The sequence below is a fragment of the Chromobacterium sp. LK1 genome, from assembly GCF_001043555.1.
GTDB lineage: Bacteria > Pseudomonadota > Gammaproteobacteria > Burkholderiales > Chromobacteriaceae > Chromobacterium > Chromobacterium aquaticum.
Map to the genome: position 1 here is coordinate 376584 of NZ_LDUI01000018.1, position 26632 is coordinate 403215.

22 protein-coding genes and 3 tRNA genes are annotated in these 26632 nt (G+C 64.6%); 8 read left to right on the top strand and 17 right to left on the bottom strand.

Features of this window, described 5'->3' with window-relative positions; translation table 11 throughout:
* Positions 1–3: 3 nt before the first annotated feature.
* The gene (locus VI26_RS10305) at positions 4–933 is read right to left on the bottom strand and encodes a cation diffusion facilitator family transporter (RefSeq protein ID WP_048409626.1); all 930 of its coding nucleotides are present in this window, start codon (positions 931–933) and stop codon (positions 4–6) included.
* A gap of 193 nt (positions 934–1126) precedes the next feature.
* Here VI26_RS10305 and VI26_RS10310 point away from each other — a divergent pair, with 193 nt between their 5' ends.
* A complete protein-coding gene (locus tag VI26_RS10310) occupies positions 1127–1459 on the top strand; it encodes a GlpM family protein (protein ID WP_048409627.1) in 333 nt (110 codons plus the stop codon).
* On the opposite strand, the gene selA is transcribed toward VI26_RS10310, so the two are convergent.
* Positions 1442–2881, bottom strand: a complete 1440-nt coding sequence (selA, locus tag VI26_RS10315) for an L-seryl-tRNA(Sec) selenium transferase (RefSeq protein ID WP_231580994.1) — start codon at positions 2879–2881, stop codon at positions 1442–1444. The genes VI26_RS10310 and selA overlap by 18 nt on opposite strands.
* A gap of 46 nt (positions 2882–2927) precedes the next feature.
* Here selA and VI26_RS10320 point away from each other — a divergent pair, with 46 nt between their 5' ends.
* Together VI26_RS10320 and VI26_RS10325 are read left to right on the top strand one after the other, a co-directional pair.
* Positions 2928–3917 carry a serine/threonine protein kinase gene (locus tag VI26_RS10320; RefSeq protein WP_048409629.1) on the top strand — a complete coding sequence of 330 codons (990 nt, stop codon included), beginning with the start codon at positions 2928–2930 and terminating at the stop codon, positions 3915–3917.
* Between the two features lie 364 nt (positions 3918–4281).
* The gene (locus tag VI26_RS10325) at positions 4282–4593 is read left to right on the top strand and encodes a DUF1484 family protein (RefSeq protein WP_197081433.1); all 312 of its coding nucleotides are present in this window, start codon (positions 4282–4284) and stop codon (positions 4591–4593) included.
* A 58-nt stretch (positions 4594–4651) separates the two neighbouring features.
* On the opposite strand, the gene VI26_RS10330 is transcribed toward VI26_RS10325, so the two are convergent.
* From VI26_RS10330 to fdnG, 14 genes are all read right to left on the bottom strand, one after another.
* Positions 4652–5854, bottom strand: coding sequence for an EAL domain-containing protein (locus VI26_RS10330; protein ID WP_048409631.1), 1203 nt, complete (start codon positions 5852–5854; stop codon positions 4652–4654).
* 13 nt (positions 5855–5867) lie between these two features.
* Positions 5868–6968: a chemotaxis response regulator protein-glutamate methylesterase gene (locus VI26_RS10335; RefSeq protein WP_048409632.1), complete on the bottom strand. Its 1101-nt coding sequence runs from the start codon at positions 6966–6968 to the stop codon at positions 5868–5870.
* Positions 6965–7486, bottom strand: coding sequence for a chemotaxis protein CheD (locus VI26_RS10340; RefSeq protein ID WP_048409633.1), 522 nt, complete (start codon positions 7484–7486; stop codon positions 6965–6967). The genes VI26_RS10335 and VI26_RS10340 overlap by 4 nt, the downstream gene beginning before the upstream one ends.
* Before the next feature lie 77 nt (positions 7487–7563).
* Positions 7564–9129, bottom strand: a complete 1566-nt coding sequence (locus VI26_RS23245; protein ID WP_053074354.1) for a methyl-accepting chemotaxis protein — start codon at positions 9127–9129, stop codon at positions 7564–7566.
* A gap of 6 nt (positions 9130–9135) precedes the next feature.
* Entirely contained in the window at positions 9136–9690 is a 555-nt protein-coding gene (locus VI26_RS10350) for a chemotaxis protein CheW (protein WP_048409634.1), read from the bottom strand.
* A gap of 13 nt (positions 9691–9703) precedes the next feature.
* Positions 9704–11347 (bottom strand): methyl-accepting chemotaxis protein, encoded by a 1644-nt coding sequence (locus VI26_RS10355; protein WP_156183831.1) that lies wholly within the window; start codon positions 11345–11347, stop codon positions 9704–9706.
* Complete coding sequence (locus VI26_RS10360; RefSeq protein ID WP_048409635.1) at positions 11344–13599, bottom strand: chemotaxis protein CheA; 2256 nt, start codon at positions 13597–13599, stop codon at positions 11344–11346. The genes VI26_RS10355 and VI26_RS10360 overlap by 4 nt, the downstream gene beginning before the upstream one ends.
* Complete coding sequence (locus VI26_RS10365; RefSeq protein ID WP_048409636.1) at positions 13589–13939, bottom strand: lipid asymmetry maintenance protein MlaB; 351 nt, start codon at positions 13937–13939, stop codon at positions 13589–13591. Before VI26_RS10365 ends, VI26_RS10360 begins: the two co-directional genes overlap by 11 nt.
* 13 nt (positions 13940–13952) lie before the next feature.
* Complete coding sequence (locus VI26_RS10370; RefSeq protein ID WP_048409685.1) at positions 13953–14321, bottom strand: response regulator; 369 nt, start codon at positions 14319–14321, stop codon at positions 13953–13955.
* A gap of 17 nt (positions 14322–14338) precedes the next feature.
* Complete coding sequence (locus tag VI26_RS10375) at positions 14339–15319, bottom strand: hypothetical protein (protein WP_048409637.1); 981 nt, start codon at positions 15317–15319, stop codon at positions 14339–14341.
* Positions 15320–15467: 148 nt separating this feature from the next.
* The gene (fdhE, locus tag VI26_RS10380; RefSeq protein ID WP_048409638.1) at positions 15468–16394 is read right to left on the bottom strand and encodes a formate dehydrogenase accessory protein FdhE; all 927 of its coding nucleotides are present in this window, start codon (positions 16392–16394) and stop codon (positions 15468–15470) included.
* On the bottom strand, positions 16391–17020 hold the full coding sequence (locus VI26_RS10385; protein WP_048409639.1) for a formate dehydrogenase subunit gamma: 630 nt from the start codon (positions 17018–17020) through the stop codon (positions 16391–16393). Before VI26_RS10385 ends, fdhE begins: the two co-directional genes overlap by 4 nt.
* Positions 17017–17892, bottom strand: a complete 876-nt coding sequence (gene fdxH, locus VI26_RS10390) for a formate dehydrogenase subunit beta (RefSeq protein WP_048409640.1) — start codon at positions 17890–17892, stop codon at positions 17017–17019. The genes VI26_RS10385 and fdxH overlap by 4 nt, the downstream gene beginning before the upstream one ends.
* A 9-nt stretch (positions 17893–17901) precedes the next feature.
* Positions 17902–20958, bottom strand: a complete 3057-nt coding sequence (gene fdnG / locus VI26_RS10395) for a formate dehydrogenase-N subunit alpha (protein WP_156183832.1) — start codon at positions 20956–20958, stop codon at positions 17902–17904.
* Positions 20959–21091: 133 nt separating this feature from the next.
* Here fdnG and fdhD point away from each other — a divergent pair, with 133 nt between their 5' ends.
* The 5 genes from fdhD (at position 21092) to VI26_RS10425 (ending at position 23665) form a co-directional block, all read left to right on the top strand.
* Positions 21092–21949: a formate dehydrogenase accessory sulfurtransferase FdhD gene (gene fdhD, locus VI26_RS10405; protein WP_048409643.1), complete on the top strand. Its 858-nt coding sequence runs from the start codon at positions 21092–21094 to the stop codon at positions 21947–21949.
* A gap of 169 nt (positions 21950–22118) precedes the next feature.
* Positions 22119–23345 (top strand): aspartate kinase, encoded by a 1227-nt coding sequence (locus VI26_RS10410; RefSeq protein WP_019103005.1) that lies wholly within the window; start codon positions 22119–22121, stop codon positions 23343–23345.
* 61 nt (positions 23346–23406) lie between these two features.
* Positions 23407–23500, top strand: a tRNA-Ser gene (locus VI26_RS10415).
* 7 nt (positions 23501–23507) lie between these two features.
* Positions 23508–23584 (top strand) — tRNA-Arg (locus VI26_RS10420).
* 6 nt (positions 23585–23590) lie between these two features.
* Positions 23591–23665: transfer RNA gene (locus tag VI26_RS10425), tRNA-Glu, on the top strand.
* Positions 23666–23772: 107 nt separating this feature from the next.
* Here the strand turns inward: VI26_RS10425 and VI26_RS10430 are convergent.
* Positions 23773–26451: a TonB-dependent siderophore receptor gene (locus VI26_RS10430; RefSeq protein ID WP_048409644.1), complete on the bottom strand. Its 2679-nt coding sequence runs from the start codon at positions 26449–26451 to the stop codon at positions 23773–23775.
* Positions 26452–26632: the final 181 nt, after the last annotated feature.

The window sequence follows — 26632 nt, forward strand, 5'->3', positions numbered from 1 at the left end:
GCGTCAATGCGTGGGGGTCGCGCCTGGCAGATAGTGGCCGGCCGGGTCGATATGCGCCAGCACGTCCAGCACCGGGTGGCGTTCCAGCACGCGGTGGCGCGCGGTCTCGGAAATGGCGTGGGCTTGCTCCACATTGATGGAGCCGTCCACTTCCAGGTGCACGTCCACCAGGATCAAGTCCCCCATCTTGCGGGTGCGCAGATCGTGCACGCCGTAAATGCCGGGCGTGCCGAGCAAGGTCTGGCGGATGGCGGCGATGGTGTCGTCGTCGGCGGCGCGGTCCATCAGATCATTCATCGCGTCCCAGCCGAAGCGCCAGCCCATGCGCGTGACCAGCAAGCCCACCAGCAAGGCGGCCACCGGGTCCAGCAGCGGGTAGCCCATCAGGTTGCCGACGATGCCCAAGGCCACCACCAGGGAGGAGGCGGCGTCTGAGCGCGCGTGCCAGGCATTGGCCACTAGCATGCTGGAGCGCACGCGCTTGGCCACCGCCAGCATGTAGCGGAACAAAAGCTCTTTTGCGACCAGCGCCAGCAGCGCGATCCACAAGGCGATGGTGTGCACGGTGGGAATGGTGTCCGGATGGCTGAACTTGCCTGCGGCGGCATAGAGCATGCCCAGGCCCACGCCCAGCAATAGCAGGCCAAGCGCCAGCGAGGCGGCGTTTTCATAGCGGTGATGGCCATACTGGTGATCATGGTCCGGCGCTTTGTGGCTGTGCTTGCCGGCCAGCAGCACGACGAAGTCGGCCAGCAGGTCGGACAGCGAGTGCACGCCGTCGGCGATCAGCGCCGAGGAGTGCGCCAGCGCGCCGACCACGATCTGTATGGTGGACAACAGCAGGTTGACGACGACGCTGACCTGCGTGCTGAGGCGGCCGGCGCGGCGTTTTTCGACGCTGCCCTCATCGTGGGCATGATGTATATGGGCCATGGTCGTGACAGCCAAGCAGTGGATGGGAGCTTCTATTATCGCACAAAAGCTATTAAATATAAAAACTGATTGTTTTTATTAATGAGAATGAGAACAAGAATGAGCCTCACAGACCCTGCCATCAGGATGGGTATCCCTTGCGCCGCGCCGCGCTTATGCCACAATCCGGGTTTTGCCGAGAACGGGGAAGCGAATGGCCTTGCTGCTGAAAAGCCTGTTGGGCGCGCTGGCGGTGCTCTTGATCAGCGTGCTGGCCAAGTCCAGGAATTACTACATCGCCGGCCTGGTGCCGCTATTCCCCACTTTTGCGCTGATCGCTCACTATATTGTAGGCGGCGAGCGCGGCGTAGCCGCGCTGAAGGCCACCTTGCTGTTTGGCATGGCCTCCTTGCTGCCTTATTTCATCTATCTGCTGGCGCTGTATTGGCTGGTGGACCGCTGGCGGCTGGGACCGGCGCTGATAGGCGCCGCCGTCTGCTGGACGGCGGCGGCGGCACTGCTGGTGCTGCTATGGTCGCGGCAATGACTCCAGATTGGCGATAAAGCCGGCTTCGTCCTCCAGGCAGCGCAGATCCAGCCACAGCCGGCCGTCGGTCAGCCGGCCTATCACCGGACGCGGCAGCGCGCGCAAGGCCTCGGCCAGCCGCTCCAGCGTGCCGCCCTTGCCATCGGCCGGCGCCACCGCCAGCGCCCAGCTGGGCAGCCGGTCCACCGGCAGCGAGCCGCTGCCGATCTGCGACAGGCAGGCGGCATCCTCCACCTGATAATCGGCGCCCAGCGCTGAGGCCAGCGGCGCGCGCAGCCGTTCGGCGCTGGCGCGCATCGCCGCCTGCGGCCGGCTCAAGCGGCGCAGCGTCGGCAGGGTCTCAAGCAGGCGGTCCGGCTCCAGGTACAGGCGCAGCGTGGCTTCCAGCGCCGCCAGCGTCATCTTGTCGCAGCGCAGCGCGCGTTTCAGCGGATGCTGCTGAATCTTGTCTATCCATTCGCGCTTGCCGATGATCAGGCCGGCCTGCGGTCCGCCCAGCAGCTTGTCGCCGGAGAAGCTGACCAGATCGACGCCGGCGGCGATCATCTGTTGCGGCATCGGTTCGTGCGGCAGGCCGTAGGCGGCCAGGTCGATCAGCGCGCCGGAGCCCAGATCGGTGGCCACCGGCAGGCCGCGCTCGCGCGCCAGTTCCACCAGTTGTGCCTCGCTCACGCTGCTGGCGAAGCCCTGGATCGCGTAGTTGCTGGTGTGGACCTTGAGCAAGAGGCCGGTCTCGGCGGTGACGGCGTTGCGGTAGTCCTTCAGATGGGTGCGATTGGTGGCGCCCACTTCCACCAGGCGGCAGCCGGCCTGGCGCATCACGTCCGGCATGCGGAAGGCGCCGCCGATCTCCACCATTTCGCCGCGCGACAGGATCACCTCGCGGCCGGCGGCGACGGTGGACAGCATGATCAGCACCGCGGCCGCGTTGTTGTTGACCACGCAGGCGGCTTCGGCGCCGGTCAGCTCACGCAGCAGTTCGCTGACCGCCTGATCGCGGTGGCCGCGGCCGGCGCCCTGTAGATCGAACTCCAGCGTCGCGGCTTCGCGCATCGCCGCGCTCACCGCGTCCACCGCGGCCTCGGCCATAGGCGCGCGGCCCAGATTGGTGTGCAACACGGTGCCGGACAGATTGAACACCGGCCGCATCGTCATGCGCTGGCGTTGCGACACCCGGTCGCCGATGGCGGCGGCCAGGCTGTCGTCGCTGTCGGCCCAGGCCGGCAAGGCGTGCTGTTCGCGGATGTATTGGCGCGCCTGCTCCAGCGTCTGGCGCACCGCCTCGGTCAGGGCGGCGTTGCCGTGGCGGCCCAGCAGGCGCGCCAGGCGGTCATGGCCCAGCAGGCGGTCTACCGAGGGCAGGCGGGTGTATAGCGTTTTCAAGTCCATGGCGGTTTCCGGCGCGGCGTCAGATATCTGCATTTTACCCGCTTACGCTCGAGGACTGCCGGCTGCGTATAATGCGTGGATGCAGACACATCAAACGCCCCCATTCGCCGGCCTGACGCCGGACGCCATCCTGGACGCGGTGGACAGCCTGGGCCTTTACAGCTCCGGCAGCCTGCTGGCGCTGAACAGCTATGAGAACCGGGTTTACCAGATCGGCATCGAGGATGCCGCGCCGCTGGTGGCCAAGTTCTATCGGCCGGAGCGCTGGAGCGATGCGCAGATCCTGGAGGAGCATGCCTTCTCCCTGGCGCTGGCGGAACGGGAAATCCCGGTGGTGCCGCCGCTGGCTTTCAATGGCGCCACCTTGCACCATCACGGCGGTTTCCGCTTCGCGCTGTTCCCGCGCCGCGGCGGCCGGGTGCCGGAGCTGGGCGACGCGCGCACGTTGGAATGGATAGGCCGCTTCCTCGGCCGCATCCACGCGCTGGGGCGGGTGGAAGACTACGCGCAACGTCCGGCGCTGGATGTGAGCAGCTTCGGTCGCGAGCCGGCGGAATATCTATTGCAGCACGCGGCCTTGCCGCCGGAACTGCGCGAGGTGTTCCGCGGCGTGCTGGAGCAGGCGCTGGCCGGCGTCGAGCGCGCTTATCAGCGCGCCGGCGCGGTGGGCACGCTGCGGCTGCATGGCGATTGCCATGTCGGCAATATGCTGTGGACCGACGACGGCCCGCACTTCGTCGATTTCGACGATAGCCGCATGGGGCCGGCGGTGCAGGATTTGTGGATGCTGCTATCCGGCAGCCGCGAGGAGCAGTCGGCGCAATTGGCGGATGTGCTGGCCGGTTACGAGGATTTCTGCGAGTTCGACTTGCGCGAGCTGCATCTGCTGGAAGCGCTGCGCACCCTGCGCTTGATCCATTACAGCGCCTGGCTGGCGCGGCGCTGGCACGATCCGGCGTTTCCGGCGGCCTTCCCCTGGTTCAACAGCCAGCGTTACTGGGAGGAGCAGATCCTGACGCTGCGCGAGCAGATCGCGCTGCTGGACGAGCCGCCACTGTGGTCGGTGTGAGTGCAGGCTGCAGCGGGCCGGCCCCTGGTTTGGCCGCTCGGCCTTGACGCTGGCAAGCTCCGCTCGTAAGCTGCCCAACGCATCGCACTTCATCCGTGGTGCTGGGTTGGGAAGCCCACATTATCAGGCCAGGCTATTTCATTGCGGAAATAGCCTGTGAGTTCCATGACTTCGCCCGCAAGTCGGGCTGACCATGGCTCTGAACCTGGGGGCTGCCGTTGCCTGATATATGGCCTTCCGACTCTGCCATGCGTCTGCCCACTATCTGCGTTTCGGTCAATAGTGGAGGATGTATGAAGCGATTTGTTCGTCCTGGGGCCTGGCCCCTATCTGTGGCGCTATGGTTGATGATGGAGGCGCCGCGATGACTCTCCCCCCGTCCACGTCGTTGTCTTGGTGCTTGCGCGAATTGCAAGCCTTGCGGCAACACCATCAAGCCCTGTCCCCGATTGACCCTCTGATACAGCAGCTGGATCGCTACCGTGAGCATTTGCATACGGGGATTCATGCTGTCGACTTGGAGTTGAGCCAGGTCAGCAGCGCCTTGAGCGGCTTGCTGGCCATGTTGGACCAGTCCAATCTGGATAGCCTGGAATGCGAGCAGGTGTATTGCTTGCTGGAGCCTTTTGCCCGGCGTTTGCAGCAGACCGCCACTCAGGTAAGGCAATTGATTTAAAACCTTGACCGCCAAAGCCCGGTTTTACCGGGCTTTGGCATAGTCGGCCAGGCTGGATTCACCCGGCGCTGGCCTCCTTGCTTTGCTGCATTCTTTCCTTGACCCAGGTTTCGAAGTGCGGCGCGTCCATCGGCTTGGCGATGAAATAGCCTTGGCCCATCAGGCAGCCGCGGTTGCCCATGAAGTCGAGATCGGTGGTGGTTTCTATGCCTTCCGCCACCGTGGTCAGCTGCATGCGCTGCGCCAGCTCGATCACGCTGTTGAGCACCGCTTCCAGGTGCGGCTTGGTGGACACCGAGGTGACCAGCGACTGGTCTATCTTCAGCTCGGTGAACGGGAAGCGGGTCAGTTGCTGCAAGGTGGCGAAACCGGTGCCGAAGTCGTCGATGGACAGGCCCAGGCCGCCCAGGCGCAGCCGGGCGGCGATGCCTATGGCTTCGGCCAGATTGTCGGCGATGGCGGTCTCGGTGACTTCGAAGATGATGAAGCGCGGCGGCACATGGGTGCTGCGCAGCCGGTCCTCGATCTGCTGGGTCAGATCGTCTCCCTTCAGCGACAAGGCGGACAAATTCACCGACAGCGGCAGCCGCAGGCCGCGGCGCGCCCATTCCTGCCATTGTTTCAGCCCTTGGTCCAGCATGCTCAGCGTCAGCTCGGTGGCCCAGCCGCTGGCCTCCACCACCGGGATGAAGCGGGCGGGGGAGATGATGCCGTGTTCCGGGTGCTTCCAGCGCGCCAGCATTTCCGCGCCCTTGAGCAGACCGCCGTTGAGGGTGACCTTGGGCTGGTAGTAGGGGATGATTTCTCCCTTGTCCAGCGCTTCGCGCACTTCCACTTCGCTGAACAGCTCGGCGTGATGTTCGTCTTCGCCCTTGGGGGTCCACACCCGCTTGAGCAGGTCCATCAGCTCGGGCTGGCGCAGCGGCTTTTTCAGGCCGCCCAGCACCGGCAGCCCCAGTTCCCGGCCCATCAATTCCACGGTGGAGATCAGCAGGTAATCCTTGCTGGAGGTGACCACCAGCGGCGCGGCCAGGCCTTCCCTGGCCATGTGCTGCATCACTTGCACGCCGTCCAGCTTGGGCATTTCAAGATCCAGCAGGATCAGGCTGGGCAATTGCTCGCGCATCCGCTCCAGGCCTTCCTCGCCGTTGGCGGCCTGGCGGATCTGCTGCGCGCCCAGGCCTTGGCAGATCTCGCAGCCGTGCTGGCGCTGCAAGGTGCTGTCGTCGATGATCAGGACGTCCTGGATATCCAGTTGCATGGTGTTTCCTCGTTCAACGGCAAATCGCCTTGGCGATGGTGTCCAGCGACATCACTTCGTCGGCGGCGCCCAGGCGGATCGCCTCCTTGGGCATGCCGAACACCACGCAGCTTTCCTCATCCTGGGCGATGGTCTTGGCGCCGCAGTCGTGCATTTCCTTCAAGCCCTTGGCGCCGTCGTCGCCCATGCCGGTCATGATGATGCCCAGCGCGTTCTTGCCAGCGAACTTGGCGGCGGAGCGGAACAGCACGTCCACCGAGGGCTTGTGGCGGCTGACCAGCGGGCCGTCCACCACTTCCACCAGGTAGAAGGCGCCGCTGCGCTTGATCATCATGTGCTTGCCGCCGGGGGCGATCAGCGCGCGGCCGGGCAGGATGCGGTCGCCGTTGCTGGCTTCCTTGACCTCGATCTGCGACAGGCTGTCCAGCCGCTCGGCGAAGGAGCGGGTGAATTTTTCCGGCATGTGCTGGACGATGGCGAGGCCGGGGCAGGTGCGCGGCAGCGCGGTGAGCACGGTTTCCAGCGCCTGGGTGCCGCCGGTGGAAGTGCCCACGGCGATGATGCGTTCGGTGGTGGCGAACATATTGCCGCCGGTGGGCGCGGACAGGATGGCGTCGGCGGACAGCTTGGGCCGGGTTTCCAGCGGGTTGGCCGCCGGCGCCGCGCCGGCCAGCGCGGTTCCGCCGGCCGAGGGCATCACCCGCACCCGGTTCATGCGCGCGGCGGCGGCGCTGCGCACCGCGTGCACCAGCTGGCTGGCGCTTTCCTCCAGGAAGCCCTTGACCCCGGCCATGGGCTTGGCGATGACTTCCACCGCGCCGGCCGCCATCGCCTGCACGCTGATGTCGGTGCCTTTCTGGGTCAGCGAGGAGCAGATCACCACCGGCGTCGGCCGGCTGGCCATCAGTTGCTTGAGGAAGGTGATGCCGTCCATGCGCGGCATTTCGATGTCCAGCACGATCACGTCCGGCCACTGCTGCTTCATTTTTTCCATCGCGGCGATGGGGTCGGTGGCCACATCCATCACCGTCATGCCGGTGGCCTGGCTGAAAACCTGGCTCAGCACTTGGCGAACCACCGCAGAGTCGTCGACGATCAGCACCTTGATAGTCATGCCCGAGTCCTTGTCTTGTGCGCGGAAATCCTGCTCATGTCCGCATCTTGCGTTTGTTTTACCCACACATCGCCGGTGGCCAGATCGAACATCACCAGCCGCGGGCTGTTGCCGCCCAAATCCTCCGCCTGCACCGATAGCCCGAGTTGCTTGACCAGTTGGTAGGCCATGTCGATATTGCGCGACGGCACATCATGCGGCTGGTCGCGCTCCACGCCGGCCAGCACCGCGGCGCCGCCCACCAGCTTGGCCTGGAATTCCTGCAACGGCAGCCCGGACGCCAGCACCTCGTGCAGCATCAGCAGCATCGCCTCGTCGCCGTAGCGCCCGGACAGCGCGGCCGAGCGGCGATCAGTGCGGCGCGCCAGCAGGTAGTGGCACATGCCGCCTATCTTGGCCTTGGGATGCCACAGCGTGATGGAGACGCAAGAGCCGAGCAGGGTGCGGACCTTGTGGTGTTTGTCGCCGAAGTACCAATCGCCGGGGTGCAGGAATATTTCATTGTCTTGTTTTGTCATTTCCTGGGTCCTTGTGCCGGAGAGTCAGCCAGACGACCGCTTCGTTCGTTTCAATGTAGAACAGTTGCCGCGCCGTTTCAGGGCGGATTCGGCGCGCCGGCGTCCGGCCGTTCGATGGCGAAGTAGGCGATTTGCCGCCGCAGCCGCTCCGCCTGCTTGTCCACTTCGGCGGCGGTGGCCGCCAGCGCCTCGCTGCTGGAGGTGTTGCGCTGGGAAACGGAGCCCAGGCTGCCCATCGTGTCGCTGACCTGGGCCACGCCGCGCGCCTGTTCCTGGCTGGCGGAGCTGATGCCGGCCACCAGTTCCGCCGTGGCCGCGCTGCGTTCCAGGATGCCGCACAGCGCGCGCGCCGCCTGGCTGGCCTCGCGCTGGCCGTGGCGGGTCAAGTCGCCGATGTCGCGGGCGGCGTGCTGGCTGCGCTCGGCCAGCTTGCGCACATCGCCGGCCACCACGGCGAAGCCGCGGCCGTGCGGCCCGGCGGTGGCGGCTTCGATGGCGGCGTTGAGCGCCAGCAGATTGGTCTGGTAGGCGATGTCCTCGACGATTTGAATGCGGGCGGAGATCTGCTCCAGCGCCTGCTCCAGGGTCTGCACCGCCTGCTTGCCGTCGGCCACCTGGCTCGCGGCTTGGTGAGCGGCGGCATTGGTCTGCTCCGCTTGCGCCAGATTGCGCTGGCTGACCGCGTTCATCTGGGCGCAGCCATTGGCGGTGGTATCGACGCTGAGCGCGGCCTCCCAACTGTTTTGCGCCAGCGCTTCGGCGGTGGCGCGGATTTCGCGGGCGCTGTCGGCCAATTGACCGGCGCTTTGGCTCACTTCGTGAAGGATGGCGCTCAGGTGGCGGCAGCTGTGGCGTAGGATGCCGTCCACGCTGCGGCGCGCGCCCGGCGCCGGTTCGCTTTCTTGCCATAGCCGGCCGGCGGCCATGTCGCGCATGCGCTGCGCCAGCGCTTCCGGTTCCGCGCCCAGCACGCGCCATAGCTGGCGGTGTATCGCCCAGGCCAGCAGCAGTCCGCTCAGCAGGCAGCCGCCGGCGAGCGCGCGCAGCAGCGCCGTCAGTTCCCGGCAGCGTTGTTCCGCGCGCTGCGCCGCCTGCTGTCGCAGCGCGTGGGTTTCGGTCTGCAGTTGGCGCAAGGCGGCGAGGAAGTCCGGCGTGGCGCGGCCCAGCACCTTGCGCGCCTCGTATTTCTGGTTGGCGGAGGCCTGGCGCATTGCCAGGTCCAGTTGGACGAAGGCTTCGACGCGACGGTTTTGCAGCCGCCGCAACGCCTGTTGCAGCCCGGCCCGGCCCGGCGCCTGCTGCCGCGCGATGCCGTCGGCCAGCCGCTGTTCCAGTTCCAGATAGCGTCCGCGCGCGCTCTGGTAGCGCTCGCGCCAGGCGTCGATGTCGCGGCGGGTGGAGACGATGATCAAGGAACGGTAGCCGATGCGCATTTCCTGGATCTGGCCGTACATCCGGTCGCTGATCTGCGCGTGACGGCCATAGACCTGGGTGATGTCGTCCAGTTGGCGGTGATATGCCTCCAGTCCGTACAGGCCGGCGCCGATCAGGCTCAGCAACAGCAGCAGCAGCGCGCCGAAGCCCAGCTTCAGTTGCCGCGACACGGTCAGGCCGAAGGAGGGCTGCGCGTGAGGGGAGGACATTGCGGCTCAGGCCTTTTCCGGCAGGCTCTCGACGGCGGCTTCCTGCTGGCCCAGGCTGGAGATCAGCGCCATTTCATCGACGGACAGCACTTTGTTGACGTTGAGCAGCACGATGAAATGGCTGTCCAGCTTGGCCATGCCGGCGATGAAATCGACGCGGATCTTGCTGCCGAATTGCGGCGGCGGTTCGATGTCGGCGTCGGGGATGGCCAGCACCTCGTGTACCGCGTCCACCAGGATGCCGATCAGCTGCAATTGTTCCTCGCCCTCCACCTCGATGATGACGACGCAGGTGCGGCGGTTGATTTCGGTTTCGCCGCGCGCGAAGCGCAGCGACAGATCGATCACCGGCACCACCGAGCCGCGCAGATTCATCACGCCGCGGATGAAGGGCGGCATCAGCGGCACATGGGTGGGTTTCAGGTATTCCAGGATTTCGCGTATCGCCAGGATGCCGATGGCGAACACGTCGTCGCCCAGCTGGAAGGTCAGGTATTGGCTGACGTCGGCCTGCGGCTCGGCGCTGTGTTCGTGCTTGCGTAGTAAATGGAGCGGTTTCATGGCGGGCTCCGGTTTAGAAGCGGATGAAGTCAGACTCTTCCGCCAGCGGCGCGTGCAGCGGCGCGGGGAAGTGGCTGGATTCGTGCCGCGCGCGCTGGCGCGGCGCCGGGCGGAAGTCCTCGTTGGCGCTCAGCTTGAAGTAGCCCATCAGTTCATGCAGGTGTTCGGCCTGATCGTTCATCTCCTCGGCGGTGGAGGCCAGTTCTTCGCTGGCGGACGCGTTTTGCTGGGTGGTCAGGCTCAGTTGCTGGATGGCGGAATTGATCTGACTGACGCCGCTGGCCTGCTCGTTGGAGGCGGCGGCGATTTCCTGCACTAGGTCGGCGGTGCGGCTGCTGGAGCGCACGATTTCCTCCAGGAACTGGCCAGCCTGTTCCGCCAGCTTGACGCTGCTGCCGGCCACGCCGCTGATTTCCTGGGCGGCGATCTGGCTGCGTTCGGCCAGTTTGCGCACCTCGGCCGCCACCACGGCGAAGCCCTTGCCATGCTCGCCGGCGCGCGCGGCTTCGATGGCGGCGTTGAGCGCCAGTAGATTGGTCTGGTAGGCGATGTCGTCGACGATGCCGATCTTGTCGGCGATCTGGCGCATCGCGTCCACGGTGCGGCGCACCGCCTCGCCGCCTTCGGCCGCTTCGCGCGAGGCCTTGGTGGCGATGCTTTCGGTAACGCGGGCATTGTCGTTGGTCTGGCTGATGGAGGAGGACATCTCTTCCACCGAGGCCGAGGTTTCCTCGATGCCGGCCGCCTGTTCGCTGGCGGCCTGGGACAGCGATTGCGAGGTGGAGTTGATCTGCTGCGCGGCGCTGGACAAGGCTTCGGAGCCGCTCTTGACCTCGGCGATGATGGTGCGCAGCCGTTCTATGGTGGCGGCGATGGCGGCGCACAAGCTGGTCTGATCGCCCGGACGCAGCCGGATCTCGGTGTCCAGCTTGCCGTCGGCCACCTGGCGCATCACTTCGGATACATAGTGAGGTTCTCCGCCCAGGGTGCGCAGCAGATTGCGGGTGATCAAGGTGGCCAGGCCGGCGCTGATGACGACGGCGAACAGCGAGAGGCCTATCATGACCCAGTGCGCCTGTTGATAACTGCCGTTGGCGTCGGCGGCGAGCTGGTCGTTGAGTTTGTCTTCCAGGTCGGCCAGCGCGTTCAATTGCAGATTGAACGCCTGCATCTGCGGCGCGATGTCGTTCTGCATGATTTTCTTGGCGTCTTCCTGCCGGCCCTGGTTGGCCAGGTCCACTGCCTTGTCCACCAGCGCCAGGGTGGCGGGGCGCATGTTCTGGATGCGGCCCAGCAGCTCCAGTTCCTGCGGGGTGTTGTTGTCAGCCTGGCGGAAGATGTCGGCCAGCTTTTTCTCGCGCTCCATATAGGTTTGCTTGGAGGCTTGATAGGCTTGCAGCGCCGCGCTGATGTCGGTGGGCCCTTCCGCCAGCATCACATTGCGGTAGGCGATGCGGATGTCCTGGTTGTCGCTGACCAGCAGCCGCGCTTGCCGGCTTTCCTGGTTGTTGAACGTGGTGATGTTGCGCAGGGCGCTGTTGCTGACTTCCAGGCCGTACAGCGCGCAGCCGACGCAGATCAGCATCAGCACGATGATCAGGCCGAAGCCCAGGCCGAGCTTCTGCGCTATGGTCATTCCGTTTTTCGATTGGCTCATTGGGCGCTCCTATCCGTTTTCGTCGTCGGGTTGCTGGTGCCAGGTTCCCATTCCCGAGCGAGCGAGGGCAGGGTGTAGCGCTCCGCCTCTTTTTGGGTGGCATGGTGGATCAAGGCGGGCACGTCGAGAATCAGTGCGACTTCGCCGGTGCCCAGAATGGTGGAACCGCTGATGGCCTTCAAATGGCGGAACAGGCTGCCCAGCGGCTTGATCACGGTCTGGAATTCCCCCAGCAGCGCGTCCACCACCAGGCCGGCCTTGCGCTCGCCGTAGTGGACCACCACCACGTTGCGGCGCTTGGCCGCGACGGCGGGCAAGTCCAGGAAGTTGTCCAGCCGCAGCAGCGGCAACAGCTCACCGCGCAGGTTCAGGCAGTCGTGCACGCTGTCCCTGTCCAGCGCGGCCGGCAGTTCTATGCATTCGATCACTGCTTCCAGCGGCACCACGAAGGTGGCGGCGCCCACTTCCACCAGGAAGCCGTCGATGATGGCCAGGGTCAGCGGCAGCCGGATGCGGAAGGTGGTGCCCAGGCCGAGTTCGGATTCGATGTCTATGGTGCCGCGCAGCTGTTCTATGCTCTTTCTCACCACATCCATGCCCACGCCGCGGCCGGAGATGCTGGTCACCTGGTCCGCGGTGGAGAAGCCGGCCTCGAAGATCAGCCGGAACACATCCTGCTCCGGCAGCGCCATGTCGGCCGGCAGCAGGCCGCGCTCCACCGCCTTGGCCAGAATGCGCGCCTGGTTGAGTCCGCCGCCGTCGTCGGCCACTTCGATGACGATGCTGCCGGATTCGTGGTAGGCGTTGAGCCAGACATGGCCTTCGGCCGGCTTGCCGGCGGCCAGCCGTTGCGCGGTGGTTTCGATGCCGTGGTCGATGGCGTTGCGCACGATGTGCATCAGCGGATCGCCCAGCTTTTCCACCATGGATTTGTCCAGCTCGGTTTCCGCGCCGGAGATATGCAGCTGGATGTCCTTGCCCAATTCGCGCGAGACATCGCGCGCCACGCGCGGGAAGCGGCTGAAGATTTCGCCTATCTGTATCATTCGCATCGACAGGGTGCCGGCGCGGATCTGTTCGATCAGATTGGCGATGGCCTGGGTGGACTCCACCAGCGCGCTTTGTTGCGAGCGGCGCGCCACCAGATTGGCGGCGGCGCCGGCGATCACCAGCTCGCCGATCAGATTGATCAGGCTATCCAGCTTGCCGGCCTCCACCTTGATGAACTTGCTTTCCGCCTGCTTGGCGCTCTTGGCTTCGCCGGCGCCCTTGGCGCGGCTGGGTGGGGCCTCCGTTGGCGGGGAGGCATCGAGCGGGGCGGTGGCTGTTTCCGGCTCCAGCATGTCGATTTCGGCCGGTGCGTCGGGATAGGCCGGCGTGAGCAAGTCGGTTTCCTCGGCCTCCGCCGGCGCGGACGTGTCCAGGCCAAGCGCTTGCCATACCGCCTGCACCGCGGCGGCCTCGGCCGCGTCGGCGCTGAGCAGGCTTTGCGCTTGCTGCGCGGAGGTGGCCGGCCATGGCCAGATATGCACCTCGCTGTCTTCGCGGGCGAATTCGAACACATCGGCCAGGGTTTGCTGATCGGCCGGGCTGCGGTAGCGCGCCTCCAGGCGCAGGTAATTGGTTTCCGGGTTGAAGTCCGCGCCGGCCGGCAACTGGGTGGCCACCGCTTGAATCTGTTCGACCTCGCCGATGGTGGCCAGGTAGCGGATGAAGGAGGACGGGTCCATGCCGTTGCGCAGCATGTCCGGGCCGAAGCGCAGCGACAGCAGCCATAGCCCGGACCCGGGCTCATCGGGCTCAGGCTCGGCCGGCATGGCGGGTTCCGCCGCCGCGGGCGGCGCGGCGATTTCCGGCTCCGGAGCCGCGCCGGTTTGGGTATAGGCGGCCAGCTCGGCCAGCAGCTCGGGCTGGGCGAAGCGGTCCAGGCTGTCCTTGGCCGCCAGCGCGGCCAGCATTTCCTTGACGTGATCGTGGCAGCGCAGCAGCAGGCCGGTCAGCATATCGTCCAGGCGCAGCTTGCCGTCGCGCAGCTGGTCCAGTGCGTTTTCCACTTCATGGGTGAAGGCGACGATGATGTCGAGGCCGAATAGCCCGGCCGAGCCCTTGATGGTGTGCATCGCGCGGAATAGCGCGTTCAGCTGTTCGCTGGTGGTGTTGTCCGCTTCCACGTCCAGCAGGATGCGTTCCATCTCGCCCAGCAGCTCGTTGGACTCCTCGAAGAAAGTTTGCAGCGCCAGTTCAAGATCCATGCGCCAGTTCCTCCAGCGGCAACAACGGCTGCAAGCCGATCAGGCGGATGAAGTCCTGCACCGGCTGGCTGGGCGCGATGAACTCCAGCGCGACGCCGCGCGCGCCGGCTTCGCCGCGCAGCCAGATCAGCACCTGGGCGATGGCGCAGTCCAGTTCGCTGACACAGGACAGTTCCAGCTGGATGGCGGTGTGCTTGCCCAGCGCCTCGGTCAGTTGCTGGTGTAGTTCCGCCGCCTGGTAAATGGTCTGCTCGCCGCTCAGCGTCAACTGGAACGGCGTGGTGGACAGCGCGGCGGGCGCGCTGTGCTGGGCGTCTGATTTTTTGCGGGCGCGCGCCATGTCGGGCTCCCGGTCAGGGCAGGATCAATTTGGAAACGGCGGTCAGCAGCACCGGAGGCTGAAACGGCTTGACCACCCAGGCCTTGGCCCCGGCGGCCTTGCCTTCCTGCTTCTTTTCCTCGGACGATTCCGTGGTCAGCATGATCACCGGGGTGAATTTGTAATTGGGGTGGACCTTGATATTGCGCAGCAGAGCGATGCCGTCCATCAGCGGCATGTTCACGTCGGAAACGATCAGATGGACCTTGCGTCCATCCAGCACGTCCAGCGCTTCCTGGCCGTTGGCGGCCTCCAGCACCTCATAGCCCGCGCCGGCGAGTGTCATGCGCACCACCTGCCGCAGGCTGGCCGAATCATCGACGATGAGTATGGTCTTGGCCATCTGGAACATTCCCCGAATCAAAAAAATGTGATGTTGTTTTGCTTATCGCCGGATTCCGCCTGGTCGCTGCTGTGCAGGACACGCTGTTCATGAGTGGTATAGCTGCTTTTCAGCGCCTCCAGCCAGGCGGCGGTGTCCGGCGGCTCCGGCCGGTGCTCGGCCGCCGCCAGCGCCAGGGTGATCACGTTCTCCAGCCGGCGCATATCGTTTTGCACGCCGCTGAGGATTTGATCGACGCGGTCCTGGAATTGCAACTGCACCAGGATGTCTTCCAATGCCTGCGGCAAGCTCTGCGCAAACGCCGCTTCCTCGTCCAGCGGCGCGGCGCTTGCGCCCAGCGGCGCCTGCGGCCGTACCGGTTCGTGCGCCATCTGCGCCAGGCTGCCCATCGCCTTGTCGATCTGGGTTTGCAGCCGGGACAGTTGCTCCAATGTGTCGTTGCCCAACTGTTCCATATTCTGCTCGCTGTCCAGCTGGCGGCCATTGACCAGGCTGCGCACCAGGTTTTGCAAGGTATTGGCGGACTGGCCGAGCGTGTGCAAGTGGATGGCGAGATCGGTTTGCTGCCGGGTGGCGTTCTGCAGCAATTCCAGCATGTGTTTGAGCCGGCTTTCCGCCTGCGCCAGCACTGTCTTGTCGGTATGTTCGCCGGCTTGCCGCACCGAGCCGCCCACCTGGCGCAGAATGCCGTCGAAGCGCATGGTCAGCCGATTGGCGGCGTCGTCCATCTGTTCCTTGCCCAGCGCGATGTGGCCGGTCCACAGCGGCAGCAGCGCGCAGATGTGGTTGGCGAAGCCCTGCCAGTAATCATCCGCGCGCGGCGTGGCCTGCGTTGGCGCGGCGGCGGGCCAGAGCAGCGCCAGCGCCAGAACCGCGCAGCTTAGCGCCAGGCCAGCCCAGAGCAGCGGATGCCCCCAGAACAGCCAGCAGAGGACGCCGCCGTTGATGGCCAGGCCCAGCAGCAGGCGATGTCTTGGCGTCAGGGGCGGGAGAGCCATGTCGATTAACCGGGATAGAAAAAAGTCATACCTTTTTTGTAGTTGTTGGTTTTTTCTTATGCAAACGGACGGCGTGGCCAAAGCGTTTGCCGACGCAATGAAAAAAGCCTCCGTGATGGAGGCTTGGGGGGTGATTCAGAGGCGTTTCTCAGCCGGGGAACAGCAAGGGATTGACCCCGCTGCGGGCGAAGCCGTGTTGTTCCAGCTGTTGATCCAGCGCCAGCGTGGCGAGGTCGTCGGCCGCCGGTTCGGCATTCAGATCCTTGTCCAGCGCCAGGATCTTCAGATAGCTGCCGCAGTCGCCGCAGCTTTCGCCGCGCACCGCGGCCTGCTGGCTGTCGCCTTGCTCCAGCGACCAGTAGCCGATGTCGCGCGTGGCTTCGCAATTGCTGCACTTGGCGCGCACCAGATGCCATTCGCTCTCGCACAGGCTGCAATGCAGATAGCGCAGGCCGGACTCGTTGCCGAGGCGCACCACGCTGGCCACCGGCGGCATCGCGCACACCGGGCATAGGTGGCGGGCGTCGTCGGGTTCGGCCACCGCAGTCACCTGCAATTGCGCGGCCAGCTGGCTGAAGTAGACCGACAGCGCCGCCCACAGCAAGGGCGCCCGCGCCGAGCCTACGGCGGCGAAGTCGCCGTCCAGCAGCGCGCGCGCGGCGCTTTCCAGCGCGGCGTCGTCAGTCTGTTCCAGCTCGCGCGCCACCTGGCCGGCGGGGCCGGGCAGGGCGGCGAGGTCCGCGCACAGCGCGCGCAGCAGATCGCGCCACACCGGGTCGCGCGGCCAGGCGGCGGCGCCCAGCGGCGGCAGGCCGTGTTCGGCGCAATGATGGAAGTAATCGCCGCGCTGCGGCAGCGTCACCGGCTGTTCGCGCACCAGGCGGTGCTGAGCCGCGGCGATGCGGGCGGCGAAGGCCAGATAGGCCGCCATCGGGTGGCCGTCGGCCAGCGCCGTGAGGCGCTGGCTGCGCGCCAGATAGCGTTCGGCGGGCTGGGGCAGCAACAACGGCGGGATCTCTCCCGCCGCGGTTTGCAGCCGGCCAGCCTCGTCCAGGGGGACGATGCGTATGCTCATGGCTTGTTCTTGTCTCCGGTCATTTCACGATACCAGCGCGGATGATGCTTCTTGGCCCAGGCATGGGTGACCACGCCTTCCACCATCGCCCGTATCGTGCCGCGCACCCAGATGGCGGCGTAGACGTGGACGATGATGCCGGCGATCAGGATCAGCGCGCTCCAGGCGTGCAGCAGCAGCGCCACGCGGATCACCGGGATGGGGAAGTACAGCGCGAAGTACGGCCGCCACATGATGAAGCCGGTGCACACCAGCATCAGCATGCAGCCGGTCATCAACCAGAACATGCCTTTCTGGCCGCCGTTGTACTTGCCGATGTCGCCGACCTCGTGGCCGGACAGCACCGACTTCACCGCCATCATCCACTTTACGTCTTCCTTGTCCAGGAAGTTGTGATGCCAGTAGCGCAGGAACTGACGCGCGAAGCCGAGGAACATCAGCACCCCGACGAAGGGGTGGATGATGCGCGCCAGCTGCGGCGTGCCGAACACGCCGGTCAGCCAGAAGAAGGCCGGGTAGAAGAAGGCCAGGCCGGAAATCGCCAACAGCACGAAGCACACCGCCACGATCCAGTGGTTGACGCGTTCCGCCGCGCTGTAGCGCTTGATCAGCTTTTCCTTGCTCATGCCTGTTCCTCCTCTTCCTCTTCCGCCTTATTGGGGCCGACGCCGATGTAGTGGAAGAAGCCGAACAATACCGAAGCCGCCAGGCCGATGGTGGACAGCGGCTTGAGGATGCCCTTCCACAGGCTGACCACCGGGCTGATCTTGGGATCCTTGGCCAGGCCGGAATACAGCTCCGGCTTGTCGGCGTGGTGTAGCACGTACATCACGTGGGTGCCGCCCACGCCTTCCGGATCGTACAGCCCGGCGTTGGCGTAGCCGCGGGTCTTCAGCTCTTCCACCCGGTCGTGGGCGTAGGCCTGCATATCGGACTTGGTGCCGAAGCGAATGGCTCCGGTGGGACAGGTCTTCACGCAGGCCGGCTCCTGGCCCACCATCACCCGGTCGGAACACAAGGTGCATTTATACGCCTTGTTGTCCTTCTGGTTGATGCGCGGCACATTGAACGGACAGCCGGAGATGCAATAGCCGCAGCCTATGCAGTGCTCGGACTGGAAGTCCACGATGCCGTTGGCGTACTGGATGATGGCGCCCGGCGACGGACAGGCCTTCAGACAGCCCGGATCGGCGCAGTGCATGCAGCCGTCCTTGCGGATCAGCCACTCCAGCTTGCCGCTTTCCTCCACCTCGCTGTAGCGCATCACCGTCCAGCTGTGGGCGGTGAGGTCGGCCGGGTTGTCGTAGACGCCGACGTTGTGGCCCACTTCGTCGCGGATGTCGTTCCACTCCGAGCAGGCCACCTGACAGGCCTTGCAGCCGATGCAGGTGGACACGTCGATCAGCTTGGCCACCTCGGCCTTGTAATCGCGCACCACCGGCGGCTGGGTGGGACTGGCGGAGCGGCGCAGGATATCTTGCGATTGCAGTGATGACATGGTCGCTCCTTATACTTTCTCGACGTTGACCAGGAAGGACTTGAATTCCGGCGTCTGGGTGTTGGCGTCGCCTACAAACGGCGTCAGCGTGTTGGCGCTGAAGCCTTTCTGGGCCACCCCTTCATAACCCCAGTGAATCGGAATCCCTACCTGGTGCACCGTCTTGCCGTTGACCTGCAGCGCGCGGATGCGCTTGGTCACCACCGCCTTGGCCTTGATATAGCCGCGTTTGGACGACACTTTCACCGTGTCGCCGTGGGCGATGCCTTTCTCCTTGGCCAGCGCCTCGCCGATTTCCACGAACTGCTCCGGCTGGGCGATCGCGTTCAGGCGCGCGTGCTTGGTCCAGCCGTGGAAGTGCTCGGTCAGACGGTAAGTGGTGGCCGCGTACGGGAAGGCGTCGTGCTTGCCCATCTGTTCGCGGTCCGCCGGGAACACCCGCGCCGCCGGATTGGACACCACCTTGGGATGCAGCGGGTTGGTGCCCAGCGGCGTTTCGAACGGCTCGTAGTGCTCGGGGAACGGGCCTTCCGCCATCTTGTCGAGCGCGAACAGCCGCCCCAGGCCCTCGGCCTGCATGATGAACGGCGCCATGGCGCTGCCGGGAGGCTCGTCGGCCTTGAAGTCCGGCACGTCCACGCCCACCCATTTTTCGCCGTTCCACTTGATCAGCGTCCGCTTCTTGTCCCACGGCGTGCCGTCCGGCTTACAGGAAGCGCGGTTGTACAGCACGCGGCGGTTGGCCGGCCACGCCCAGGCCCAGCCCAGGGTATTGCCCAGCCCGGACGGATCGCTGTTGTCGCGGCGCGCCATCTGGTTGCCGGCCTGGGTCCAGCTGCCGGCGAAGATCCAACAGCCGGAAGCGGTGCTGCCGTCGGCCTGCAATAGCGCGAAGCCGGACAACTGCTCGCCTTTCTTGGCTAGGAACTGCCCCGGGTTCTTGGGGTCCGGGATGTCCGCCAGCGCCTTGCCGTTGAGCTCCTTGGCCAGTTCCTCCGGCTTGGGCTCGTGCGGATCGCCGTAAGCCCAGGACAGATTCATGATGGCCTCGGCGTTCTTGCCGCCGTCCTTGGCGTACTGAGCCTTCAGACGAGTGAAGATGCCGGCCAGGATTTCCGCGTCGGTGATCGCTTCGCCCGGCGCGTCCGCGCCTTTCCAGTGCCATTGCAGCCAGCGGCCGGAGTTGACCACCGCGCCGTCTTCTTCGGCGAAACAGGTGGTGGGCAGGCGGAACACCTCGGTCTGGATCTCCGCGCTCTTCACATCGTTCTGCTCGCCGTGATTCTTCCAGAAAGTGGAAGTGTCGGTGGCCAGCGGGTCCATGATCACCAGGTATTTCAGCTTGGAAAGCGAGGCCACCACCTTGTTCTTGTCCGGGAAGGCCAGGATGGGGTTGAAGCCTTGGCAGAAATAGCCGTTGATCTTGCCCTGATGCATCAGCTCGAAGTACTGCAGCACGTCGTAGCTCTTGTCCCACTTGGGCAGCCAGTCATAGCCCCACTGATTGTCGGCGGTGGCCTTGTCGCCCCACATCGCCTTCATCAGCGAAACGAAGAACTTGGGATAGTTCTGCCAGTAGTTCATCTGCCCGTCGGCCAGCGGCTTGCTGGTGTACTTGCCCAGATAGGACTCCAGCGTGGGCTCCTTCTCCGAGGGCATGTTCAGATAACCCGGCAAGCTGGTGGACAGCAGGCCGATATCGGTCAGACCCTGGATGTTGGAGTGGCCGCGCAGCGCGTTGACCCCGCCGCCGGCCATGCCCATATTGCCCAGCAGCAGCTGGATCATCGCCATGGTGCGGATGTTCTGCGAACCGATGGAGTGCTGAGTCCAGCCCAGTGCGTACAGGAAGGAGGTGGTCTTGTCGTGGGCGCCGGTTTCCGCCAGGTATTCGCAGACCTTGAGGAAGGCGTCCTTGGGCGTGCCGCAGACGGTTTCCACCATTTCCGGCGTGTAGCGGGCCACGTGCTCGCGCATCAGATTGATCACGCAGCGCGGGTCGGACAGGCTGTCGTCGCGCTTGGCCATGCCCTTGTCGTCCAGCTGGTAGGACCAGGTGGATTTGTCGTAGCTGTGCTTGTCGGCGTTGTAGCCGGAGAACAGGCCGTCGTCGAACTTGAAGTCCGGGTTCACCAACAGCGCGGCATTGGTGTAGGCCAGCGTGTATTCCTTGTTGTACTTGCCGGTTTGCAGCAGGTAGCGGATCACGCCGGACAGGAACGCAATGTCCGTGCCGGTGCGGATGGGGGCGTAATAATCCGCCACAGACGCCGTGCGGGTGAAGCGCGGGTCGATGACGATCAGTTTCGCCTTGTTGCGGGTCTTGGCCTCAATCGCCCAGCGGAAGCCCACCGGGTGCGCCTCTGCCGCATTGCCGCCCATGACGACGATGAGGTTGGCGTTCTTGATGTCGACCCAATGGTTTGTCATGGCACCGCGACCAAATGTTGGGGCAAGACTTGCCACCGTTGGTCCGTGTCATACACGCGCCTGGTTGTCGACCGCCAGCAGCCCCAGGCTGCGGGTGAATTTGTGCGTCAGCCAGCCCGCCTCGTTGCTGGACGCGGAAGCGGCCAGGAAACCGGTGGTCAGCCAGCGATTGACGGTGACGCCGTCGGCGTTCTTCTCGACGAAGTTGGCGTCGCGGTCGCGCTTCATATGGGCGGCGATGCGCTCGAAAGCCTCGTCCCAGCTGATGCGCTTGTATTCGTTGGAGCCCGCTTCGCGCACTTCCGGGTAGCGCAGGCGGTTGGGGCTGTGGATGAAGTCGATCAGGCCCGCGCCCTTGGGACAGAGCGCGCCGCGATTGACCGGGTGATCCGGATCGCCTTCAATGTGGAAAATATCGGCTTTGGCGTTCTTGGCGCCGTCGCCCAGGCTGTACATCAAGATGCCACAGCCCACCGAACAGTATGGACAGGTATTCCGGGTTTCCGTCGCGCGCAGCAATTTATAGCTGCGGGTGTCGGCCAGCGCGGTTTCGGGCATGAAGCCCAGCGTCGCGATGGTGGTGCCTGCCATGCCGCCGGCGCAGAGCTTGAAAAACTGCCGTCTGCTGACTTGCATGGGTTTGTCTCCTTGGTATGAACCTGGCGCCCCTGACCCACCAAGGGCGCATTGCTCACTCACAGCGGAAAATCTATTATCGCCGTAGGTATCAATTAGTACAAACTATTGCGGTGGATCACAGGTTAATTCTATGACAATAAATGACGCGCTGACGGGCGCGGCGCTGGGCTTGGACATCGTCGACTGCCGCGACGGCCTTGCCCGCTCCCGCCAGGACTGGGTGGCGGTGGAGACCCCGGTGGCGCTGGTGTACAACGGCTTGTCCCACGTGGTGATGATGGCCAGCCCGCGGGAACTGGAAGACTTCGCGCTGGGCTTCAGCCTGGCCGAGGGCATCATCGCCCATCCGGGCGAAATCTACGGCATCGACATCATCCCCGGCGAGCGCGGCGTGGAAGCGCGCATCGATCTGGCCTCGGCCCGCTTCATGGCCTTGAAGGAGCGCCGCCGCCAGCTGGCCGGGCGCACCGGCTGTGGCCTGTGCGGCGTGGAGCAACTGGCCGAAATCCACCGACCGCTGCCGCCCCTGCCGCGAACCCAAAGCTTCAGCCTGGACGCGCTGGCGCGCGCCTTGCCGGCGCTGCAACAGGCGCAAAGCTTGTCCCAGGCCACCGCCTGCGCCCATGCCGCCGCCTGGGTGGGGCAGGACGGCGCGCTGCTGCATGTCAGCGAGGACGTGGGCCGCCATGTGGCGCTGGACAAGCTGATCGGCGCGCGCGCGCGCCAGGGCTGGCGCGACGGCGCCGCCATCGTCACCAGCCGCGCCAGCTATGAAATGGCGCAGAAGGCCGCCGCCGCCGGCATCGAGATCCTGATCGCGCTGTCCGCGCCCACCTCGCTGGCGGTGGAAATGGCCGCGCGCTACGGCCTGACCCTGATTGGCTTCGCCGGTCACGGCCGCGCCAATCTGTACAGCTGCCCCGAGCGTTTGCGCATGTCATCCAACAGAAATAATCTGCCAGCAAACGGCATCTCAGCCATGGATTGATGCCGACAAGCGCCGCTGTGCCGGCAGCTTGAGCCGCGGCGCGCCGGACGCGGCCGGCAGTGGGTTTTGCGTTGCAGCATGCGCGGAGAATTCCGCCTTGCAATTCTGGCCAGGATAGGGTCAGAATCGAAGCTCGACATTTCAACCCTTTCGAATATAAGAAACAAGCATGGCACTCATCGTACAAAAGTACGGCGGCACTTCGGTTGGAACCACCGAACGGATCAAGAACGTTGCCCGCCGTGTCGCCAAGTGGAAGTCGCAGGGACATGATGTCGTGGTGGTGGTGTCCGCCATGAGCGGCGAAACCAACCGCCTCATCGCCCTGGCAAAGGAGATTCAGGACTATCCGGACCCGCGCGAGCTGGACGTGGTGGTATCCACCGGCGAGCAAGTCACCATCGGCCTGCTGGCGATGGCGCTGAAGGAAATCGGCGTGCCGGCCAAGAGCTACTGTGGCTGGCAGGTGAAGCTGGTCACCGACAACGCCCACACCAAGGCCCGCATCCAGGAAATAGACGACGCCGCGATGCGCTCCGACCTCAATGAAGGCCGCGTCGTCATCGTCGCCGGCTTCCAGGGCGTGGACGAGGACGGCGACATCACCACGCTGGGCCGTGGCGGCTCGGACACCTCCGCCGTGGCGCTGGCCGCCGCGCTGAAGGCGGACGAATGCCAGATCTACACCGACGTGGACGGCGTTTACACCACCGATCCGCGCGTGGTGCCGGAAGCGCGCCGCCTGAAGACCGTCACGTTCGAGGAAATGATCGAAATGGCGTCGCTGGGCTCCAAGGTGCTGCAGATCCGCTCGGTGGAATTCGCCGGCAAGTACAAGGTTCGTTTGCGCGTGCTCTCCAGCTTCGAAGACGAAGGCGAAGGCACCCTGATTACGTATGAGGAAGATGAAAGCATGGAAAAGGCCGTTGTCGCAGGCATCGCATTTGACCGTAACGAAGCGCGCATCAACGTCAAGGGCGTGCCGGACAAGCCTGGCATCGCCTACCAGATTCTGGGGCCGATCGCCGATGCCAATATCGAAGTGGACATGATCATCCAGAACGTGGGCGAAAACGGCGCGACCGATTTCTCCTTCACCGTGCCGCGCGGCGAATTCCAGCGCGCGCTGACCATCCTGCGCGAAGTGCAGACCCATATCGGCGCCGCCAAGATCGACGCCGACGACAAGGTGGCCAAGATCTCCATCGTGGGCGTGGGCATGCGTTCGCACTGCGGCATCGCCTCCACCATGTTCCGCACCCTGGCGGAAGAGGGCATCAATATCCAGATGATCTCCACCTCGGAAATCAAGGTATCGGTGCTGGTGGACGAGAAGTATCTGGAACTGGCGGTTCGCGTTTTGCATAAAGTTTTCGGACTGGACCAGCCGGCGTAAATAATTTCGGATACACGCTTGACAGAGGGCGCAGCGCTAATTAATATGGCGCTCTCTGAACGGAGAAATGGCCGAGTGGTCGAAGGCACTTCCCTGCTAAGGAAGCATACGGGCTTAAACCTGTATCGAGGGTTCGAATCCCTCTTTCTCCGCCAGTTCAGCGCACCCGTAGCTCAGTTGGATAGAGTATCTGGCTACGAACCAGAGGGTCGGGCGTTCGAATCGCTCCGGGTGCGCCACTTGCTGTCCCTATAGTTTAGCGGTTAGAACACCGCCCTTTCACGGCGGTAGCCGGGGTTCGATTCCCCGTGGGGACGCCAGATTTAGAAAAACCCATCGCGTAAGCGGTGGGTTTTTTGCATTGTGCTGTCGATTTGAGCGCAGGCGGCGGCAGACCGCCCGCGCGGATCGGCGCAGGCAGCCTGGTTCAGAACTTGTGGTTCACCTCCACCCACCACTGGCGGCCATAGGGCAGATAGCTGCCCACCGGGTAGTAGGGCCAGTTGCTGGTATCGTCGCGCTTGATGGTGTCCAGCACATTGTTGACGATGAGCCCCACCGAAGTCTGCTTGCTCCATTGATACTGAGTGCTGAAATTGGCCAGCACCGTGGGCGTCAGATTGCCATTGCCGCTGGCCTTGGGAATCTTGCCGTAGCGGGTCAGCAGCACGGTGGACGACCAGGGGCCGATGTCCCAGCTCAGGCTGGTGTCCAGCTTGTCCGGCCAATCGGTGTTTTCCGGGTCGTTCAACATATTCTTTTCCACATCGCCGGTAAACTGCTGGTAAGTGTGTTTCAGCACCTTGGTGTAATTAGCTTTCAGCAGGAAGCTGCCCCAACTGGCGGTTTTCCAGCGCAGCTTGCCGGCGATGTCGAAACCGCTGGTGCGCTCGCTGGCGGCGTTGATCGGGTTGACCACGATCTGCTTGATCGCGCCCGGATTGATCAAGGCATTGGCCGGATTGCGCTGCACTCGGCGCAGCGTGTCCTGGCACAGCTGGGACGACGCGTCCAGCACGCCGGCGCGGCACTGCGCCTCGTCGCGCAACAGCTTGTCGCCGCTCAGGTCGGTGACCAGATCATTGATGGCGATGTCCCAGTAATCCACCGAAATATCCGCGCTGCTGCTGGGCGACCACACAAAGCCGAAGCCGTAGGACTTGCCGTTTTCCGGCTTCAGTTCGGCGTTGCCGTTCTTCACGTAGTCCGCGCCCGGCGACATGCTTTTGTAGTCGCAGCTGGCCAAGGGCTGGCCGGCCTGGGCGCAACGCCAGTAATCGGTGCTGGACGAGTAATAGCCGCGGCTCTGGGTCAGGAACAGATAATTCATGTCCGGGGCGCGGAAGCTGGTGGCGTAACTGCCGCGCAGCAGCAAGCTGTTCAGCGGCCGGAACGCCAGGCCGGCGCCGTAAGTGAACTTGCCGGCGCTGCTGTCCGGCAACTGGTAGCGGTCGTAACGGCCGGACAGCGTCAGGTCCAGCCGCTTCAACACCGGGATGAACAACTCGCCGCCCAGCGCCTGGCGCGAGCGGGTGCCGCCGGCGTGCACGGCCGGCGAGGTGTTGTAGAACGCGCCCTGATTGATCAGCGGGTCCGGATCATTGCTGAAGCCCTGGCTGCCCCATTCCAGCGTGCCGGCCAGCTTCACCGCGCCGGCCGGCAGCTTGAACAACTCGCCGCTGCCGCTCAGGCTCAGCGCCTGCAGCCAGGACTTGTTCTGGCTCACCGAGCGCCCGGCGATGCTGTCGAACTCCGCCTGCGTCAGCCGGCGGTTGAACGGCCCGGCCGACGGCGCGTAAATCGGCACCCCCTTGGCGTCCACGCCCTGCTGCTGGCCCAGGAAGAAACTGTCCGCATTGGCCAGCAGCCGCGGCGCGATGTTCTGGCTGGTATAGATGGACGCGTTGTAAGCGGCTTCGTAACTCCAGCTGCTGTCCGGCACCGTGCCGCGCAGGCCGAAAGTCAGGTTGGCCGCCACATCGTCCCATTTGCGGTTGTAGCGGCTGGCGCCGCCCATCTCCTCCGGCGATAGCAAGCGGCTCCAGACCTCATAGCGGCCGCTGTTCTGGTTCAGGAAATAGCCGCCGTTGCCGGCGGCCGAGGTCCAGCTGGGGCCGCGGGTGTTGTTCTCGCTGTGGTTGAAGGCCAGCAGCGCGTCGCTGAACAACTCCAGGTGATCGTTGAGCGCGTAATTCAGGCTCAGATAACCGTTCTGGCTCTGGTTGGCGGTCTGCACCGTCCAGTAGGAGGCCTTGGCCAGCGGGCTGGCGCAGACATTGCTCTTGCTGCTGCGGTAAGCGCGCACGCTGCCTGCGTACAAGCCGCCCAGCTCGCCGCAAGCCGCGCCGGGATCGATGAACTTGCCGGTCTTCACATCCTTCTGCGACCACACCGTGGTGGGCGCGGCGCCGTTGACGGTGTTGTCCGCCATGAAGCCGCGCTGGCGCGACCAGATCGGGTTGCGCTGGCTCAACTCCAGCGCATAGACCAGGTTCAGCTTGTCCCAGCTCTTGCCGCCGCTCAGTTGCAGGCGCAGGTTTTCGCCGCCGTGATGCTCGCTGCCGCCGGCCTTGACGTTGACCGTGGTGCCGTCGGCCTTCTTCTTCAGGATCACATTGACCACGCCGGCGATGGCGTCCGAGCCGTAAATCGCCGACGCGCCGCCGTTGAGCACCTCGATGCGCTCAATCATCGCCGCCGGGATATTGGCCAGATTGACGAAGTTGACCGAACCCTCGTAAGCCACCGGGTAATCGGCGATGCGGCGGCCGTTGAGCAAGGTCAGCGTATGGTTGGGCCCCAGCCCACGCAGGCTGATGGCGTTGGCGGCCGGAGTGAAGGTATTGCCGAAATCCGCGCCTTGGGTGAAGCCGGTGTTCTGCGCCAGATTGTTCAGCGCGTCGTAGACATTGGTGTAACCCTGTTTTTCGATATCGGCGCCGCTCAGCACCGTGACCCCGGTGGGGCCTTCCTTGCCGGCGCGCGCAATGCGCGACCCAGTGATGGTGACGCTGTCCAGCGTGTTGCCTTCGGCGGCCAGCGCCGGCAAGGCTTGCCCAGCCAAGGCCAGCGCCAGCGCGGAGAGAGTGAAATGGGGATATGCCATCGTGGAATGCCGGCTGCGCCGGCCCTTTATTGATTTTGGAAAACAAAATCTAGCACGATTGCATATATGTTAAAAATCTGGAAAATTAGATTGATATTCAAATTGAGAATAATGTGATTGGAAGCATTGCGGGAGCTTGGCGTGGGTGGGGATTGGGCGCGGGGTTTGCCGTTGTGGCAGG

What these genes read in the sequence shown, in the direction of transcription:
- VI26_RS10305 (WP_048409626.1), bottom strand. Translation starts at nt 933, where the DNA reads ATGGCCCATATACATCATGCCCACGATGAGGGCAGCGTCGAAAAACGC.
- VI26_RS10310 (WP_048409627.1), top strand. Translation starts at nt 1,127, where the DNA reads ATGGCCTTGCTGCTGAAAAGCCTGTTGGGCGCGCTGGCGGTGCTCTTG.
- selA (WP_231580994.1), bottom strand. Translation starts at nt 2,881, where the DNA reads ATGCAGATATCTGACGCCGCGCCGGAAACCGCCATGGACTTGAAAACG.
- VI26_RS10320 (WP_048409629.1), top strand. Translation starts at nt 2,928, where the DNA reads ATGCAGACACATCAAACGCCCCCATTCGCCGGCCTGACGCCGGACGCC.
- VI26_RS10325 (WP_197081433.1), top strand. Translation starts at nt 4,282, where the DNA reads ATGACTCTCCCCCCGTCCACGTCGTTGTCTTGGTGCTTGCGCGAATTG.
- VI26_RS10330 (WP_048409631.1), bottom strand. Translation starts at nt 5,854, where the DNA reads ATGCAACTGGATATCCAGGACGTCCTGATCATCGACGACAGCACCTTG.
- VI26_RS10335 (WP_048409632.1), bottom strand. Translation starts at nt 6,968, where the DNA reads ATGACTATCAAGGTGCTGATCGTCGACGACTCTGCGGTGGTTCGCCAA.
- VI26_RS10340 (WP_048409633.1), bottom strand. Translation starts at nt 7,486, where the DNA reads ATGACAAAACAAGACAATGAAATATTCCTGCACCCCGGCGATTGGTAC.
- VI26_RS23245 (WP_053074354.1), bottom strand. Translation starts at nt 9,129, where the DNA reads ATGTCCTCCCCTCACGCGCAGCCCTCCTTCGGCCTGACCGTGTCGCGG.
- VI26_RS10350 (WP_048409634.1), bottom strand. Translation starts at nt 9,690, where the DNA reads ATGAAACCGCTCCATTTACTACGCAAGCACGAACACAGCGCCGAGCCG.
- VI26_RS10355 (WP_156183831.1), bottom strand. Translation starts at nt 11,347, where the DNA reads ATGAGCCAATCGAAAAACGGAATGACCATAGCGCAGAAGCTCGGCCTG.
- VI26_RS10360 (WP_048409635.1), bottom strand. Translation starts at nt 13,599, where the DNA reads ATGGATCTTGAACTGGCGCTGCAAACTTTCTTCGAGGAGTCCAACGAG.
- VI26_RS10365 (WP_048409636.1), bottom strand. Translation starts at nt 13,939, where the DNA reads ATGGCGCGCGCCCGCAAAAAATCAGACGCCCAGCACAGCGCGCCCGCC.
- VI26_RS10370 (WP_048409685.1), bottom strand. Translation starts at nt 14,321, where the DNA reads ATGGCCAAGACCATACTCATCGTCGATGATTCGGCCAGCCTGCGGCAG.
- VI26_RS10375 (WP_048409637.1), bottom strand. Translation starts at nt 15,319, where the DNA reads ATGGCTCTCCCGCCCCTGACGCCAAGACATCGCCTGCTGCTGGGCCTG.
- fdhE (WP_048409638.1), bottom strand. Translation starts at nt 16,394, where the DNA reads ATGAGCATACGCATCGTCCCCCTGGACGAGGCTGGCCGGCTGCAAACC.
- VI26_RS10385 (WP_048409639.1), bottom strand. Translation starts at nt 17,020, where the DNA reads ATGAGCAAGGAAAAGCTGATCAAGCGCTACAGCGCGGCGGAACGCGTC.
- fdxH (WP_048409640.1), bottom strand. Translation starts at nt 17,892, where the DNA reads ATGTCATCACTGCAATCGCAAGATATCCTGCGCCGCTCCGCCAGTCCC.
- fdhD (WP_048409643.1), top strand. Translation starts at nt 21,092, where the DNA reads ATGACAATAAATGACGCGCTGACGGGCGCGGCGCTGGGCTTGGACATC.
- VI26_RS10410 (WP_019103005.1), top strand. Translation starts at nt 22,119, where the DNA reads ATGGCACTCATCGTACAAAAGTACGGCGGCACTTCGGTTGGAACCACC.
- VI26_RS10430 (WP_048409644.1), bottom strand. Translation starts at nt 26,451, where the DNA reads ATGGCATATCCCCATTTCACTCTCTCCGCGCTGGCGCTGGCCTTGGCT.